The sequence below is a fragment of the Gracilibacillus caseinilyticus genome (genome assembly GCF_022919115.1).
GTDB lineage: Bacteria > Bacillota > Bacilli > Bacillales > Amphibacillaceae > Gracilibacillus > Gracilibacillus caseinilyticus.
This window is the reverse complement of the sequence record NZ_CP095072.1, coordinates 3,773,417-3,790,198: the sequence shown is the minus strand read 5'-3', so window position 1 is coordinate 3,790,198 and position 16,782 is coordinate 3,773,417. Positions and strand designations below refer to the sequence as shown.

The 16,782-nt window shown below is 37.7% G+C and carries 20 protein-coding genes and 1 other annotated feature (1 of these 21 running past the window's edge); of the genes, 19 read left to right on the top strand and 1 reads right to left on the bottom strand.

Annotated elements, in window-relative coordinates:
• Nucleotides 1-17 precede the first annotated feature (17 nt).
• From mraY to sigG, 12 genes are all read left to right on the top strand, one after another.
• A complete protein-coding gene (mraY, locus tag MUN88_RS18190; RefSeq protein ID WP_244717772.1) occupies nt 18-1,004 on the top strand; it encodes a phospho-N-acetylmuramoyl-pentapeptide-transferase in 987 nt (328 codons plus the stop codon).
• A complete protein-coding gene (murD, locus tag MUN88_RS18185) occupies nt 1,001-2,347 on the top strand; it encodes a UDP-N-acetylmuramoyl-L-alanine--D-glutamate ligase (RefSeq protein WP_244717769.1) in 1,347 nt (448 codons plus the stop codon). Before mraY ends, murD begins: the two co-directional genes overlap by 4 nt.
• A gap of 83 nt (nt 2,348-2,430) precedes the next feature.
• A complete protein-coding gene (gene spoVE, locus MUN88_RS18180) occupies nt 2,431-3,525 on the top strand; it encodes a stage V sporulation protein E (RefSeq protein WP_244724604.1) in 1,095 nt (364 codons plus the stop codon).
• A 107-nt stretch (nt 3,526-3,632) separates the two neighbouring features.
• The gene (locus MUN88_RS18175) at nt 3,633-4,424 is read left to right on the top strand and encodes a cell division protein FtsQ/DivIB (RefSeq protein ID WP_244717766.1); all 792 of its coding nucleotides are present in this window, start codon (nt 3,633-3,635) and stop codon (nt 4,422-4,424) included.
• Nucleotides 4,414-5,100, top strand: coding sequence for a DUF881 domain-containing protein (locus MUN88_RS18170; RefSeq protein ID WP_244717763.1), 687 nt, complete (start codon nt 4,414-4,416; stop codon nt 5,098-5,100). Before MUN88_RS18175 ends, MUN88_RS18170 begins: the two co-directional genes overlap by 11 nt.
• Nucleotides 5,101-5,102: 2 nt before the next feature.
• Nucleotides 5,103-5,831, top strand: coding sequence for a DUF881 domain-containing protein (locus tag MUN88_RS18165; protein ID WP_244717761.1), 729 nt, complete (start codon nt 5,103-5,105; stop codon nt 5,829-5,831).
• Nucleotides 5,831-6,205 carry a small basic family protein gene (locus tag MUN88_RS18160; protein ID WP_244717758.1) on the top strand — a complete coding sequence of 125 codons (375 nt, stop codon included), beginning with the start codon at nt 5,831-5,833 and terminating at the stop codon, nt 6,203-6,205. Before MUN88_RS18165 ends, MUN88_RS18160 begins: the two co-directional genes overlap by 1 nt.
• Nucleotides 6,206-6,329: 124 nt before the next feature.
• The gene (gene ftsA, locus MUN88_RS18155) at nt 6,330-7,625 is read left to right on the top strand and encodes a cell division protein FtsA (protein WP_244717755.1); all 1,296 of its coding nucleotides are present in this window, start codon (nt 6,330-6,332) and stop codon (nt 7,623-7,625) included.
• Nucleotides 7,626-7,691: 66 nt separating this feature from the next.
• Nucleotides 7,692-8,849, top strand: a complete 1,158-nt coding sequence (ftsZ, locus tag MUN88_RS18150) for a cell division protein FtsZ (RefSeq protein WP_244717753.1) — start codon at nt 7,692-7,694, stop codon at nt 8,847-8,849.
• A 772-nt stretch (nt 8,850-9,621) separates the two neighbouring features.
• Nucleotides 9,622-10,515, top strand: a complete 894-nt coding sequence (gene spoIIGA / locus MUN88_RS18145; RefSeq protein WP_244717750.1) for a sigma-E processing peptidase SpoIIGA — start codon at nt 9,622-9,624, stop codon at nt 10,513-10,515.
• Between the two features lie 26 nt (nt 10,516-10,541).
• Nucleotides 10,542-11,264, top strand: a complete 723-nt coding sequence (gene sigE / locus MUN88_RS18140) for an RNA polymerase sporulation sigma factor SigE (RefSeq protein WP_244717747.1) — start codon at nt 10,542-10,544, stop codon at nt 11,262-11,264.
• A 94-nt stretch (nt 11,265-11,358) separates the two neighbouring features.
• Nucleotides 11,359-12,138, top strand: coding sequence for an RNA polymerase sporulation sigma factor SigG (gene sigG, locus MUN88_RS18135; protein WP_244717744.1), 780 nt, complete (start codon nt 11,359-11,361; stop codon nt 12,136-12,138).
• 119 nt (nt 12,139-12,257) lie between these two features.
• On the opposite strand, the gene MUN88_RS18130 is transcribed toward sigG, so the two are convergent.
• Nucleotides 12,258-12,437 (bottom strand): YfhD family protein, encoded by a 180-nt coding sequence (locus MUN88_RS18130; protein ID WP_244717741.1) that lies wholly within the window; start codon nt 12,435-12,437, stop codon nt 12,258-12,260.
• Between the two features lie 135 nt (nt 12,438-12,572).
• Here MUN88_RS18130 and MUN88_RS18125 point away from each other — a divergent pair, with 135 nt between their 5' ends.
• The 7 genes from MUN88_RS18125 (at nt 12,573) to MUN88_RS18095 (ending at nt 16,574) form a co-directional block, all read left to right on the top strand.
• Nucleotides 12,573-12,866 (top strand): YlmC/YmxH family sporulation protein, encoded by a 294-nt coding sequence (locus MUN88_RS18125; RefSeq protein ID WP_244717738.1) that lies wholly within the window; start codon nt 12,573-12,575, stop codon nt 12,864-12,866.
• Nucleotides 12,867-12,928: 62 nt separating this feature from the next.
• A complete protein-coding gene (gene pgeF / locus MUN88_RS18120; protein WP_244717735.1) occupies nt 12,929-13,732 on the top strand; it encodes a peptidoglycan editing factor PgeF in 804 nt (267 codons plus the stop codon).
• A 21-nt stretch (nt 13,733-13,753) separates the two neighbouring features.
• Entirely contained in the window at nt 13,754-14,434 is a 681-nt protein-coding gene (locus MUN88_RS18115) for a YggS family pyridoxal phosphate-dependent enzyme (RefSeq protein ID WP_244717731.1), read from the top strand.
• A gap of 13 nt (nt 14,435-14,447) precedes the next feature.
• Complete coding sequence (locus MUN88_RS18110; RefSeq protein WP_244717728.1) at nt 14,448-14,894, top strand: cell division protein SepF; 447 nt, start codon at nt 14,448-14,450, stop codon at nt 14,892-14,894.
• An 8-nt stretch (nt 14,895-14,902) separates the two neighbouring features.
• A complete protein-coding gene (locus MUN88_RS18105; protein ID WP_244717725.1) occupies nt 14,903-15,169 on the top strand; it encodes a YggT family protein in 267 nt (88 codons plus the stop codon).
• Nucleotides 15,170-15,200: 31 nt separating this feature from the next.
• Nucleotides 15,201-15,974, top strand: coding sequence for a YlmH family RNA-binding protein (locus tag MUN88_RS18100; RefSeq protein ID WP_244717723.1), 774 nt, complete (start codon nt 15,201-15,203; stop codon nt 15,972-15,974).
• 84 nt (nt 15,975-16,058) lie between these two features.
• On the top strand, nt 16,059-16,574 hold the full coding sequence (locus tag MUN88_RS18095) for a DivIVA domain-containing protein (RefSeq protein WP_244717720.1): 516 nt from the start codon (nt 16,059-16,061) through the stop codon (nt 16,572-16,574).
• A 60-nt stretch (nt 16,575-16,634) separates the two neighbouring features.
• Nucleotides 16,635-16,782: a binding site (T-box leader), on the top strand (it continues 73 nt past the right edge of the window).

Below are 16,782 nucleotides of genomic sequence, written 5' to 3'. Positions count from 1 at the left end.
GATTGGAGAGAACATGGATGAATGAATATACATTTTTAATTACAGTAGCGATCGCATTTTTGATCACTGTTCTGCTATCCCCGATATTGATCCCTTTTCTGCGCAGATTGAAATTTGGTCAAAGTATCAGAGAGGAAGGACCAAAATCACACCAGAAGAAGTCTGGAACACCAACAATGGGTGGCGTGATGATTATTTTAAGTATTACGATTACGACTGTTTTCGTTGTACTTCGCGTGAACAATGGTGTGCTCGGTTATGAAATTTTCTTATTATTATTAGTATTAATCGGATTTGGTCTGTTAGGCTTCCTGGATGATTTTATTAAAGTTGTTTTAAAACGTAACTTAGGATTAACATCCAAACAGAAACTACTAGGTCAGCTTGTCATTTCAGTCATTTTTTATATCGTATTATTAAAAGAAGATTTTGCCACTACGATTTCGGTGCCAGGGACGGAAATGTCGCTCGAACTCGGCTGGTTCTATCCCATTTTTATTGTGGTCATGCTGGTAGGGGCTTCTAACGCTGTCAACTTGACTGATGGATTAGATGGATTATTAGCAGGAACTGCTGCAATTGCATTTGGCGCTTTTGCTATTTTAGCTTGGTACGGAATTCCTGATTTAACGATTACGCTATTCAGTCTTGCTGTTGTTGGGGCTCTGTTAGGTTTTCTAGTATTTAATGCGCATCCCGCTAAAGTATTTATGGGTGATACAGGCTCCTTAGCATTAGGTGGTGCTATTGCGGCGATCGCCATCTTATTGAAAATGGAAATTTTACTTGTCATTATTGGTGGTGTCTTTGTTTTAGAAACATTATCCGTTATTATTCAGGTTATATCATTCAAAACGAGAGGGAAGCGAATCTTCCTGATGAGTCCACTTCATCACCATTATGAACTAAAAGGCTGGTCAGAATGGCGTGTCGTTACGACTTTCTGGGCAGTTGGTATACTGTTTGCGATACTAGGCATTTACATTGAGGTGTTATCAGCATGAATGAGTTAAAAGCATTTCCTTATCAAAAAGTATTAATATTAGGGCTGGCAAAAAGCGGAACAGCTGTAGCAAAATTATTACACCGCAATGGCATTGGTGTCATCGTCAATGATTTGAAAACGCCGGAAGAGGATAAAAATGTCAAGCAAATTAGAGATCTTGGCATACAAGTAATCGTAGGGGAACACCCACTATCTTTATTAGACGATGTTGATGCTGTGATCAAAAACCCTGGCATTCCTTATGAAAATATTCTAATCAAAACAGCGTTGCAAAAAGGTTTGCCGGTATTGACTGAAATTGAACTAATTGCTTATTTTGGTATTGATCAAGTTGTAGGTATTACAGGATCCAATGGAAAGACCACTACTACAACATTGATCTATGAGATGTTTAAACGGGAAGAATTCCCGGCTGCACTTGCTGGAAATATTGGCCATGTTGCTTCAGAAGTTGCAGAAGGCATGAAGGAGAATGAATCGATGATCATTGAATTGTCGTCGTTTCAGTTATTAGGCGTCGACCGATTCAAACCGAGAATTGCTGTATTACTTAATCTGTTTGAAGCACATCTCGATTATCATCATACGATCGAACATTATCAAAATGCGAAAGCAACTATTTTTAAAAATCAAACGGAGCAGGATTATCTCGTATATAATGCTGATGATCCACGTATCAAGCAGATGGTCAAACCCGCTTCCTCCACACTTGTGCCATTCAGTCGTGAAGCGCATGTCACAACGGGAGCTTATTGCAAAGATGATGTAATTTATTTCAAGCAAGAGAAAGTCATTGATCTTGATGCTATTGCTTTAGTAGGCGCACACAACCTAGAGAATATTCTGGCTGCAGTGGCAGTTGCTAAGATTGAAGGAATCTCTAATCTTACTATACAAGCAGTACTTGGTAGTTTTACAGGCGTATCGCACCGCTTGGAATTTGTTGAAGAAGTAAACGGAAGGCTTTGTTATAACGATTCGAAAGCTACCAATATATTAGCAACTACGAAAGCCTTAAATGCATTCAATCAGCCTGTTATTCTATTGGCAGGAGGACTTGACCGCGGGAATGAATTCGATGAACTAATTCCACACATGTCCAATGTCAAGGGAATGATTTTGTTCGGAGAGACGAGTGAGAAGTTAACTCGAGCAGGTAAGGCAGCAGAAGTGGAACAAATTCAAACCGTAGCAACGATGGAAGAAGCCGTTCAACAAGCCTATCAACTTTCGGCAAAAGGTGATGTTATTCTCTTATCTCCGGCATGTGCGAGTTGGGATCAATATAAAACCTTTGAGGAAAGAGGCAACATGTTTATCGATTCTGTGCATAAGTTATAATAGGGGCTTGTCTATTATAATCAGCACGTATCACGCAATAGCCCCTAATTCTAAACGAATTTGGGGGTTTTTTTGTGCAAACAATGGTGAAACACCAAAAACCGGATTATCTATTAATCTTCTTTATTTTATTGATACTTGCAGTAGGCACGATTATGGTATATAGTGCCTCCTCGATCTGGGCAGAGTATAAATTTGATGACACGTATTATTTTTTGAAAAGGCAGCTGTTATTTGCCGGTGTAGGGATTGCTGCGATGTGGTTTGTTTCACAGATCCCTTATTTTCAATGGATTAAATACCGTAAGTGGATTTTTATCGGCTGCTTTATTCTTCTGGTTGCAGTCCTTATTCCTGGGGTTGGAATGGTTAGAGGGGGAGCAAGAAGCTGGATTGGTGTAGGAGCATTTAGTATCCAGCCAGCAGAGTTTATCAAGCTTGGCATGATTATGTTTTTAAGTGGTTATTTGGTCAATCATCAAGATAAAATTACTGAATTTAAGAAAGGGTTCGTGCCACCACTAGCTTTGTCGATGTTGATATTTTTGATTATTATGCTTCAGCCGGATCTTGGGACAGGTATGGTTTTTCTGTTGACATGCTTTCTGTTAATCTTTGTAGTAGGGGCGAGAATCATTCACTTTGTTTTTTTAGCTGGCTTTGGCTTTATTGGCTTTATGCTGCTGATTATCTCTGCTCCGTATCGAGTTAACCGAATTACTGCATTTCTTGATCCGTGGGAAGACCCGCTTGGAACAGGATTTCAAATTATTCAGTCACTCTATGCGATTGGGCCAGGTGGATTACTGGGAGTAGGTTTTGGAAACAGCCTGCAAAAATATTTTTATTTACCAGAACCGCACAATGATTTTATATTCGCTATTATTGCAGAAGAATTAGGTTTTCTTGGTGCAAGTTTTGTTATTTTATTGTTCTTTTTGTTCATTTGGCGAGGTATATTAGTTGCTATTCATGCTCCTGATTTATTTGCGAGATTGCTTGCCATTGGTATTGTAGGAATGATCGCGATCCAGGTAATGATTAACATCAGTGTAGTTATTGGCCTGATCCCTGTTACAGGTATTACCTTACCTTTTTTAAGCTATGGAGGATCCTCTTTAACCCTTACACTATGTTCAGTTGGCATATTAATTAACATTAGTAAATATCGCCAGTAAACATGGTCTATTTGGATGATGCTCTAATGGGGTAGTGTGTGCTATAATAGAACAAAGCAAGTATATATTTGGCAGTATATTGATTTAAAAGTAAAGGAAGTATATATATGGGACAAAAAAGAGTCGTTTCGATTGAAGATCGTATTCCAAAATTGAAACAGGACCGTCGTAAAAGAGCAAATAGAAAATTAATTTTTTATTTGCTTGTCTTTTTTCTATTAATTTTTATCGTTATTTATCTTCAATCTCCTATGAGTAATGTGAAACATATTACAGTTAAAGGGACACAATGGATTGATGAGGATGTGATTATTAATCAGAGTGATATAGAGGACAATGCTAATTTTTGGGGAGTACATACAAAAGAACTAGAAGAAAATATTATTACACATCCACAAATTAAATCAGTGGAAGTGTCCAAGTCCTTTCCAAATACCATTGTGATGAATGTGAAAGAATTAAATCATGTCGCTTATGCACTGATGGAGGACAACCTTTATCCTTTGTTAGAAAACGGTGATTTGTTAGATTCGGTAGAGTGGTCTGATATTAAAGGTGATGTACCAGTTCTAAAAGGATTTACAGATGATCATTATTTGCAGGAAATATCGGAGGAATTAGCAAACACCTCTCCTTATGTTGCGGTGTTAATTTCTGAAGTGAATTGGGTACCTTCTGATTCGAACCCGTATAAAATTAAACTTTATATGACAGATGGTCAGGAAGTAGAGTCTTCTATCCGAAACTTATCCTCTAATTTAGAAAGTTATCCATCGATCGTCAGCCAGCTGGATCCAGAGAAAGAAGGCGTAATTAAGATTGACCAGAGTGGGGCAGTATTTACTCCTTATAAGGTCGAAAAGAAAGAGGAGGAAGAAATAGAGGATAATGAAGAGTAATCCAGTAATATTTGCATTCGTTTTTTTAGTATTAGGATTTCTGATTACATTTAGTTATCAGCAAACCAAGTCATCCGCAGAGATTGTTCAAGTGAATGATCATGATTGGGAAAGAGATTATTACTATCGCAAGCAATTAATAGAAATGGAAGAATCGAATAAACAACTTCGGACAGAACTCTATCAAACAAGGCAGGCAGTGAAGGAAATGGAACAGGATTTAGGGGAAAGCACGGATGATTTAAAACAGTTGGTTGAAACGAAAACCACCCTGCAAAAATTAACTGGTGAGCTGGCTGTGAAAGGGAATGGTATTATGGTGACATTAAAGGACGCCAGCTATATTCCTAGTGAGGATCACGCGAATCAATATATTGTCCATGACAGACACATTCACCAAACCGTAAACGAACTGTTTAGTGCTGGTGCAAAAGCTGTTTCCATAAATGGTCAGCGGATATACCGCAACAGTTATATCACGTGTATTGGCCCGGTGATTTCTGTTGATGGTAATGCTTATCCCGCACCATTCGTTATTTCAGCTATAGGTGATCAAGACATTTTAGATGTTAGTCTAAACTTAAAAAACGGAGTAATAGATCAACTGGTCCAAGATAATATCGAAGTAACGATTGAGAAAAAATCTGATATTGAAATGCAAGCGAAGGATATATGAACATGATGAAGAAGTTATTTTCCAAACAATATGTAACCATCAGTTTTATTTGTTTGCTTATCGGTTTTATGGTTGCCATACTATTTAACACCCACCAGCAACCAGCAGAGCGCGATACAAGAGACAGTTGGGAAATTCGCACAGCCATACAAGAAGAACAAATAACGCAACAAAACCTTTATCAGGAAATCGCGGAAGCACAAAATATTCTAAGTGATTATGGAGAACAAACACAGCTTCAGCAGATTGAGTCATTGAAAGATTCAATTAGTGATCTACGTAAGAAAGCTGGTTTAACTGAAGTGGAAGGAAAAGGTGTTCAAATTACATTAGAGCCCATGTTTTTAGATGAAGAATATCAGGAATACCCAGAATTAAATGCGGAATTGATTCAATTGTTGATTAATGAACTGAATGCAGCAGGTGTTAAAGAAATAGCCATTGAAGACCAGAGGATTATCAGTCTAACCCCGATCAGGGACGTAAATGGCGATGTCTATGTAAACAATACATCGATTGGAGATCTGCCTGTACAAATCAATTTCCTGACAAATGAACCTGATAGTGTGATTGATCACGTTGAAGTCAGTGAAATTGCAGACTATTTTGCTTTAGAAAATGTTACAATCAAAATGATGGAAAAAGATGCAATCACGATAACAAAATACGATGGTCCATTAAATGTTGACGAACTTAAGGACACGGATGTAACGAAAGAGGATGAAAAGTAATGTGGCTACCGGCACTGTTTTTAATAATTGGCTTAATATTGGGCTTTATGACGAATGTGTCCATACCTCAAGCATATTCAAATTATTTATCGATCGCTGTATTGGCTGCCTTAGACACCTTATTTGGAGGAATTAGAGCGCAATTAGATCGGAAGTTTGATCAGCAAGTTTTCATTACCGGTTTTTTCTTCAATGTCTCACTGGCAGCTTTTCTTGCCTTTATAGGAGTACAGCTGGGAATCGATCTTTATCTAGCTGCTATATTTGCATTTGGTGTTCGATTGTTTCAAAATTTGGCCATCATTCGCCGGTTGTTACTCAACAAATATGATGAATATAAACAACAAAAAAAGCATGCAAAAGAAAAGGAATGAATTTTTTCTGCTAAATTTGCACTTATACGTGTAAAATTGTTGTTTTTTTTATTATAATAGTGTTTAATACAGTTTATTATATGAAGAGATACGTAGTTTAATGCATAGAATTAGGAGGTGCCTTATGGATAACGGTGAAATTCTAGTCAGCTTGGATATAGGTACATCAAAAATAAAAGTGATTATCGGAGAGATTGTTGGAGATTCACTTAACGTAATTGGTGTAGGAACAGCCAAGTCACTAGGTATGAAAAAAGGAGCTATAGTAGACATAGACGAAACTGTACATTCAATCCGTGCAGCAGTCGAACAGGCGGAGCGTATGGTAGATATACATATTGATCAAGTAATTGTAGGCATTAATGGTAATCATGTTCAATTACAAAGATGCCATGGTGTTGTAGCAGTTTCCAGTGACAGTAAAGAAATTGCAGAAGAAGATATATATCGGGTTATGGATGCGGCACAAGTTATGTCCATTCCGCCAGAGCGCGAAATTGTCGATGTTATTCCGAAACAATTCATTGTGGACGGGCTTGACGAGATACGTGATCCTAGGGGAATGATTGGTGTACGCTTGGAAATGGAAGGCACTATTATTACTTGCTCCAAAACCATGTTGCATAATATTTTGAAGTGTGTTGAAAAAGCTGGTTTAAAAATTATGGATATTTGCTTACAGCCTTTGGCAACGGGTGAAGTGGCATTATCACAAGATGAAAAAAGTTTAGGCGTTGCCTTGTTGGACATCGGCGGTGGAAGTACGACCGTTTCGGTATTTGAAGACGATGGATTAGCTGCTACGAGTGTCATACCACTTGGCGGATACAATATATCGAAAGATTTATCAATCGGCTTACGGACCACCTCAGAAGAAGCAGAGGATATTAAACTTGATCATGGACATGCATTTTTCCAAGATGCGAATGAGGAGGAAATCTTTGATGTCAATATTATTGGCAGTAATCAAAGACAAACATATAATCAAGTAGATTTAGCCGAAATCATTGAAGCTAGATTAGAAGAAATTCTGGTATATAGTGCTCGAGAAATACAAAAAATGGGATATGATGAGATTCCGGGTGGTTTAGTACTTACAGGCGGGACTATGAGTATGCCTGGTACAGCTGAATTAGCACAGGATATTTACCAAAGTAATGTCAGAATTGCGATACCGGATTATATAGGGGTTCGAGAGCCTCAATTTACAGCCGGAATTGGTATCTTGAAATTTGCCTACAAGAATGCGAAAATACAAGGGAAACAGTTTTCAAATGCAGTAACAGAACAAGAAATGGTAGAGAAACCTGTTCAAAAAGAAAAACCGAACCGGGCACAGGCAAAACCTCAGAAACAAAGACAGCCAAAAGAGAAGAAAGAGCCTAAATTAGCAAACTTTTTCAAATATTTCTTTGATTAAGAAGGACTATCTTTTCACACGTGGAAACATACAGACTATTAATCTTGCAAAATAGGAGGAAATGGCATGTTAGACTTTGATACGAATATGGATCAGCTAGCTACGATAAAAGTAATCGGTGTCGGCGGTGGCGGGAGCAACGCTGTGAACCGAATGATAGAACATGGTGTACAAGGTGTGGAATTTATTGCGGTAAACACCGACGCACAGGCACTGAACTTGTCAAAAGCTGAAGTAAAAATGCAAATTGGAACGAAATTAACGAGAGGATTAGGTGCAGGTGCCAATCCAGAAGTAGGAAGAAAAGCAGCAGAAGAAAGCAAAGAACAGATTGAAGAAATCTTAAAAGGTTCAGATATGGTATTTGTTACTGCAGGTATGGGTGGTGGTACCGGAACAGGTGCTGCACCAGTCATCGCTTCTGTAGCAAAAGAGCTAGGAGCGTTAACTGTAGGGGTTGTTACTCGTCCATTTACCTTTGAAGGTAGAAAACGTGCTACACAGGCAGTTTCAGGAATCGATGGATTAAAAAGCAGTGTAGATACATTAATCGTTATTCCGAACGATCGATTGTTAGAAATTATTGACAAAAACACGCCGATGTTAGAAGCTTTCCGTGAAGCTGATAATGTATTGCGTCAAGGGGTACAAGGTATCTCTGATTTAATTGCAACACCCGGTTTAATTAACGTTGACTTTGCAGATGTGAAAACCATTATGGCTGATAAAGGTTCAGCATTAATGGGTATCGGTATCGCGACTGGTGAGAGCCGAGCTGCTGAAGCTGCAAAGAAGGCCATCTCTTCTCCATTGCTTGAAACATCAATTGATGGGGCACATGGCGTTCTAATGAATATTACTGGCGGAGCTAATTTAAGCCTTTATGAAGTACAAGAGGCTGCTGATATCGTGACATCTGCCGCAGATCAGGAAGTAAATGTTATTTTTGGTTCTGTTATTAACGAAGATTTAAAAGACGAGATTGTTGTAACGGTTATTGCAACTGGATTTGATGAAACACAAATTAAAAATGCACAAAACAAACCTAGATCCGTATTACAATCCGGTCCTCAAAAAAGAGAAAAACAACAACCAAAACAACAGCCACAACCAGAAAAAGCACAACAAGAGCCAACACCAACATCTTCTGCATCAAGACCAAAGCAAGAAGAAGACACGTTGGATATTCCAACATTCTTAAGAAATCGTAACAGAAGAAGATAATCTAAAAAGCTGCCATCCTTGGCAGCTTTTTTTATCAACAATTTTTTAAACACCATCACAAAGCATTGAATGTCGTTATGAATAAAGGAAATGTTTTGCTGTCGATAATACGGATTATGTCAGCGTAGAGGTCATTTTGGCATGTTTAAAGTGCTATGATAACGCTCCGGACAACCACTTCGCGTCCTGCGGGCAAGGCTAAAGATCCACTTTGTTTGTGCTTGTGTCTACAAGTATCGCTTCGAAGTGGACTTCCTCGGCACAAGGCAGCAAAGAAGCAGTGCAAGTAATAGCCTAGGTAAAGCCTTGCCCCACAGAACGCGGAGCATATTTCCTGAGCTTTGCTACGCATATATTAACTATCAAAATTACCACATCATCATAAAGTTTCACTTTACATAATCCGTATTATGTAATTTTGATAGGACTGTGAGTGGTTCTGATCTGAAGAATTTTTGAATTTTGCGGTGATCATAATACCCTATCTGTTCGTGCAATCATTTTGTTATACTTCTGCTGCAAGCTTCATTGAAAGTTTTCCTCATTTAGCATCGACATACTTCTTGAGTTAGCCGGTTTCACACTTAGTGCCTTGATCAAGGCATGTTGCGATCTAACTACCCTCCCGCTAATTCATTCATTCAACAATTTCAATCAAATTTTCTTAAAACTAGATGATTTTTGCATACAAACTGTGACAGACTTCTTTCCTTTCTTTCTTTATACTTAGTAGACAAGAAATGCTTGTTAAGTTTGTTGGGAAAGGGAGGACATGGTGACAGTTTATATCGAAGTCATTTGGCTTATCAATATTATGATTGACTGGATGATCCTTTTGCTGACCCAGTCCATCACCAGAAACATGAGCAAATGGTATCGCCTTTTACTTGCGAGCTTATTTGGATCCATTATTGTACCGTTATCTTTCATTGCTCCAACATTCCCGATAGATGCTTGGTATTTCAAAGTTATTCACTCCATGCTGATGGTATGCATGGCGTTTGGATTCCGAAATGTTGCTGTCTATTTAAAGTTATTATGTACATTTTATTTTATGACTTTTTCAATAGGCGGTGGCTTATTTGCCATTCATTTTTTATTTTATCAAGAAGGGAATTTGACTAGTCAAGGAGTGGAGGCAGGTCAAATACATGCACTATTTGTATTAATTGGTTTTCCTATTGTTCTAATTTTCACAAAATTCCGAATGGACAAGCACAAAATGCAACAGTTTGAACAGGAATTTTACTATACTGTCTCGATCGGCTGGAAAGAGAAAAGCATAGAAACGATCGGTTATTTGGACAGTGGGAACCATTTAGTTGATCCTTTTACCCAAACGCCTGTGATTATTGTAGATGAAACAATCTTAAGGCATTGGTATACAGAGGCGCAAATTGCACAGCTTCGAACTTCCTATCAACAACTGCTAGGAGGTGAAAGTAATGAATTTCAAAATGTAGGATTTAGACTATTACCATTTCAGGGTGTTAGTGGCGATCAGGATTTTATGCTGGCATTTAAACCCGACCTTTTGAACATACATATGAAGGATCTTCAACTGACTAGTAAAAAGGTGTTAATAGGAATTCAATTTGGGAATTTGGTATCTGATGACAGTTATCATTGTTTATTACACCCTAAATTATTTCAACAGACAGGGTGACATTATATCGATAAGGAGTGGAAGGAATGCAAATCGTGCAACAAAAATATAAAATGATTTTTTACAAAATTTTAAAGAAGCTAGGGTTTAAAGTAGATGAAATTTATTATATTGGGGGAAGCGAAGCATTACCTCCACCATTGTCGAAGGAAGAAGAATTTGAATTAATTAATCGGCTTCCGGTAGGTGACAAGGCAGCTCGAGCAATGCTGATTGAACGAAATTTACGTCTTGTTGTTTATATTGCTAGAAAGTTTGAAAATACTGGTATTAATATTGAGGATTTGATCAGTATTGGTACAATTGGTTTAATTAAAGCAATCAATACATTTAATCCTGAGAAAAAAATCAAGCTAGCAACATACGCATCAAGATGTATTGAAAATGAGATTCTTATGTACCTCAGGAAAAATAATAAAATAAAAACAGAGGTTTCTTTTGATGAACCGTTAAACGTTGATTGGGATGGCAATGAATTACTGTTGTCAGACGTACTTGGTACTGATGAAGATGTGACATTTAAAGACTTAGAACAAAGTATAGATAAATCGTTATTACGAAAAGCATTAGATCAATTAAATGGACGTGAACGACAAATCATGGAATTGCGTTTTGGTCTTGTGGAAAAAGAAGAAGAAATGACACAAAAAGATGTAGCAGATATGCTTGGAATATCGCAGTCCTATATTTCCAGATTGGAGAAAAAAATCATCAAAAGATTGCAAAAAGAGTTTAATAAAATGGTGTAAATCTCTCTTCATGGTAAATGATGGATGATGCATAAAAACCTCCTGATTGGTGATACTGATTTTTGAGAAGGATCTCCAATTGGGAGGGTACGATATGACAAGACACAAAGTAGAAATATGTGGGGTAGACACAGCTACATTACCGGTTCTAAAGAATGAAGAGATGAGAATTTTATTCAAAGCCATGCAAAATGGAGATCAATCAGCACGTGAAAAATTGGTCAATGGCAATCTAAGGTTAGTACTTAGTGTTATTCAACGCTTCCATAATCGTGGAGAGTATGGTGATGATCTGTTTCAAGTAGGATGTATCGGCTTATTAAAATCTATTGATAATTTTGATTTAAGTCAAAACGTGAAATTTTCCACCTATGCTGTTCCGATGATTATTGGTGAAATTAGACGGTATCTCCGTGACAACAATCCAATTAGGGTATCCAGGTCATTACGGGATATTGCGTATAAAGCACTTCATGCAAGAGAAAAGCTTTTGAATAAGACATCAAAGGATCCTTCTCCTCTGGAAATTGCGAATGAATTAGATGTGCCTGTGACAGACGTAATATTTGCATTGGATGCCATTCAAGACCCTGTTTCATTGTTTGAACCGATTTTCAACGATGGAGGAGATCCTATTTATGTAATGGATCAAGTTGGTGATGATTCCATTAAAGATAATGATTGGATTAATAATTTATCTATCAAAGAAGGAATGCACCGACTGAATAAACGTGAGAAAATGATCTTAAATAAACGCTTCTTCCAAGGAAAAACACAAATGGAAGTCGCAGAAGAGATCGGTATTTCGCAAGCACAGGTCTCACGTTTGGAAAAAGCCGCAATTAAAGAAATGAATAAAGAAATGTTTGAGTAAGTAAAAGAAGGGCTAGAGCAAAAACAGATATAGCCGAATTTAACACGGAGGATAAATACTTCGTGTTAAATTCGGCTTTTTCGTTATCATCAAATTTAAACAGAAATGGCAATCTTCTATTATGGTCTAGCGTGTTTCGCTCGACTGTCCGCCTGTTTACCACGCGCTTGTGCTTCTTTGTCCTCCGCATCTGCTAATTCAGAGGAAAATTCGACGTCAAAACCATCCATCTTTTCTTGCTTTGGTGTTTGTGCTAAGCGATTCTTTCCAGCTTTTTTCTTATGTTCATCTCTACCCACTTTTATCATCCTTTCTTTTACGAATACTTTAATAGGTTGCGCAGTTCATCTGAGAAGATGAACTATTTTTATTGTCATAAACACCATATTTTTTTTAATAAGACATATATTGATAAAAAGGAGGTAAAGGTATTCATGATCACATTATCGTCACTACAATTAAAAGATATTGTCTATATTGAAGATGGTACTAAGCTTGGCAATTTGACAGATATTGAAATTAATATCGATTTAGGCAGCATTTCAAATCTGGTCGTAGCCACTAAAACAAAAATGTTCGGTGTTTTTGGAGAGTCAAGAGAAGTCATTATCCCTTGGGAGCATGTTATGAAAATTGGTCATGACGTGATCCTGGTTAAAAAGAATGGCAGCTTTTCTGCAATAACGACTTCGCCAAAAGATGACGATTCTTCCGCATATTCGCAATAAACGACATTGTCGCTGTTATGATCGCACAATATGTGATAAAATGGGGTAAAATAGGGAGGGGTATGATGACAGAACCCTTTGTACGAGATGAAAAAGAGCCGATAGTTTGGATAGCTCCATGGATAAATGGTGATAAGAAGATCATAGCAGGTTTTACGACAAAAGAAGGTGGGGTCAGTTTACCCCCTTATGATAGCAACAATTTAGGATTTCATGTTGAGGACAATCCTACGCACGTTTTGAACAATCGACAATTACTTGCGAATGCTATTTCTGTACCTTTAGATCATTGGGTATTAGCAGAACAAGTGCATGGAAACAAAGTGCACATAGCAGAGCAACGAGATAAAGGTAAGGGGAGTCACTCCATGGAAACGGCAATACCAGATGCCGATGGTTTAGTTTCAATGGAGAATGAGATGGTCTGTGCTGCACTGTTTGCTGACTGTGTGCCGTTATTTTTCGCAGACAGGAAAAAAGGAATTGTTGCCATCTCACATGCGGGATGGAAAGGGACCGTAAACAAAATCGCACAGAAAACCACCCAGGCGATGATACAATTGTCTGCTGATCCAAGTGATATAGAAGTAGTAATAGGACCAAGTATTTGTCCGTCCTGTTATGAAGTCAATGATCATGTCATTCAGCATATTGAACCTGCTCATCAAAATTGTTACGACGGTTGGGATGGTCAATACCAATTGGATTTAAAGCAGTTAAACAAGCAATTACTAATCGAGGCAGGCGTATTACCAGCTCATATATATACAACATCGTATTGCACGTCGCATGACAGCCTTTTTTATTCTCATCGACGTGACAAGCATCCGACAGGCCGGATGATCGGATTCATTGGTCTAGCTTAAAAGTGAGAAGGGAGTATAATCATGTCTGTAGCAGAAAACTTAGCAGCAATCAACCAGCAAATCAATCAAGCATGTGAAAAGACAGGACGTCATCCAAAAGACATCTCAATAATTGGGGTGACGAAATATGTATCCGTTGAACGAGCCCTTGAAGCATTAGAAGCAACGATCAGCCATTTTGGTGAAAATCGAATCGAAGGTTTTTTAGAGAAGTATGAGCAGATCGGCAGTAAAGCTAATTGGCATTTTATTGGAACCCTTCAATCGAGAAAAGTAAGAGAAGTGGTCGATAAAGTAGATTATATTCATTCTTTGGACCGTAAGTCTTTAGCAAAGGAAATTAATAAGCGAGCAGACAAGCCTGTTGATTGCTTCGTTCAGGTGAACGTTAGTGGAGAAGAATCAAAGCACGGTCTGTCACCTGCTGAGGTGGAACCGTTTATCGAAACGTTAGAAGGGTATTCTAATATTAGAGTAGTCGGCTTAATGACAATGGCACCATATATGGAAGATCGCAATCAATTAAGGGAAATTTTTCGTTCGTTAAGAAAACTCCGTGATCAAATTAAACAAAAAGGACACAGTCATGCACCCTGTACTTATCTTTCGATGGGCATGAGCAATGATTATCAGATCGCTGTTGAAGAGGGAGCAACCCATATACGTATTGGTTCGAGCCTTGTAGGACCATATGAAGAATAGAGGTGAATGAACGATGAGTATGAAAGGAAAATTTCGTAATCTTTTCGGACTCGAAGATGAAGAATATGAAATAGTAGAAGAGGAGCTGGAACAGGAATCTTCTGCAGAAGCAGAACCAATGAGAAGAAGTCAGCGCAAAGAGGATAAAACAAATGTCGTCAGCTTATCTTCGGTACAAAAGAATACGAAAATGGTATTATGTGAACCTAGAAACTATAATGAAGTACAAGACATTGCCGATCATATTGTAAACCGGCGATCGGTTGTCATCAATCTGCAGCGAGTAGATAATCAGCAGGCCCGTCAAATTATTGATTTTATGAGTGGTACAGTATATGCTGTATCTGGTCAAATAAAAAAATTAGGTTCACAGACCTTCTTATGTACACCTGAAAATATTGAAATATCAGGTAATATTACTGAAATAATGGAGGAAGTAGATCCAGAACAAAGGTGGTAATCAATTCAATGTATATGTTATATGAGATATTATATTACGCAATGCAGCTTTATACGTATGCGATCATTATTTATATTTTAATGTCCTGGTTTCCGGGAGCACGACAATCTTCTATCGGTAATTTTCTCGGCTCCATCGTTGAGCCTTATTTAGAGCCGTTCCGCAAGATAATTCCTCCTATCGGTGGCATGATTGACATTTCGCCAATCGTTGCTTTATTTGTATTACAATTTGCGATGCGCGGATTAGGCTTTTTATTTTTTAATCTGCTTTAAATCCAGTATTACATAGACGACAGGTGATTAAATGGACCTTTATCAACATTTTAGAAAAGAAGAATACCCGTTCATAGATCAAGTTTTATCTTGGCGGGAGGAAATTACAACTCGTTACCAGCGCAAACTCATCGATTTTTTACATCCTCGTGAACAACGAATACTTCAATCCATTATTGGAAATGATGAAGAATTATCGCTTTCGTTTGCTGGAGGCTGGGATCATGCCGAACGTAAAAGAGCAATTCTGGCACCATACTATGAAGAAATCACCGATATTGATTTTGAATTAGAGCTGCTGCAAGCGACTTTTCCGGATAAATTCGTATCCATTGAACATCGTGATGTACTTGGTGCATTTTTGTCTGCTGGTATCAAACGGAAAAAAATAGGTGACATTGTGATACATGATAATGTCATACAGATCCTCGTTACAGAAGATATATCTGCCTATTTAATTGCCAACATTACCGGAATTAAGAAGGCTGGAATTCAATTTGAACGAGTGGGGTTATCAAATCGGCTGATTAGTCAGGATCAGTGGCAATCACGCACTGCTACATGCGCATCCTTACGTTTAGATGTGCTAATGAAAGAAATGTACCAGATGTCTCGACAACAAGCTTTAACACTTATTAAGAAAGGTTTTGTCAAAGTAAATTTTCAAACGATCGAACAGCCAGCTTTTACTTTGGAAGAAGCCGATATGATTTCGGTAAGAGGAAAAGGCAGATCACGGATAGCAGAACTACAAGGAATGACAAAAAAAGATAAATTTAGGATCAATTATGAGAAATTATTATAATTTTTGCGAAAATTTTGCTGACTTGCCTAAAAAGTATGATAAGATAATGTATAAAAGAAAGACATCTATTAGGAGGTGGCCAATGTGCCTTTAACACCGCTCGATATTCATAACAAAGAGTTCGCCAGAGGATTTCGCGGTTATGATGAAGATGATGTGAATGAATTTCTGGATCAAGTCATTAAAGATTATGAGACAGTCATTCGTGAAAAGAAGGAACTGAATGAAAAAGTCGATCATTTAAATGAGAAGCTGAGTCATTTCTCAAATATTGAATCAACCTTGAATAAATCCATTCTGGTTGCACAAGAAACAGCGGAAGAAGTAAAAGAAAACGCCAAAAAAGAATCGAAATTAATTATAAAAGAAGCAGAGAAAAATGCCGATCGAATTATTAATGAGGCTCTACATAAATCAAGATCTATCGCGTTGGAAGTGGAAGAATTAAAGAAGCAAGCCAAGGTCTTTCGCACAAGATTGAAAATGTTAGTAGAAGCTCAGCTTGACCTTTTGGATAATAAAGATTGGGACGGGCTCTTCGATATGGATTTCGATCAGGATGAAGACGAATCCGCACAAGAAGAGTCAACACATTATTAAGCCTTGACGAAATAAGAATTATTACATATAATTCTTATTACAAACTTTTGATGATGTTAGTTAAATACTAGGATTGGGACAGTATATTAAAGTATGCTAACGTAGCGATTTAGGGATAGTGGGAGCCTAATTTAGCCCTTTAATAGAAGATCACCCATGAGTAGTTACACCGAAATAGAGTAAGTGTAAACGAATCATTCACGTTACG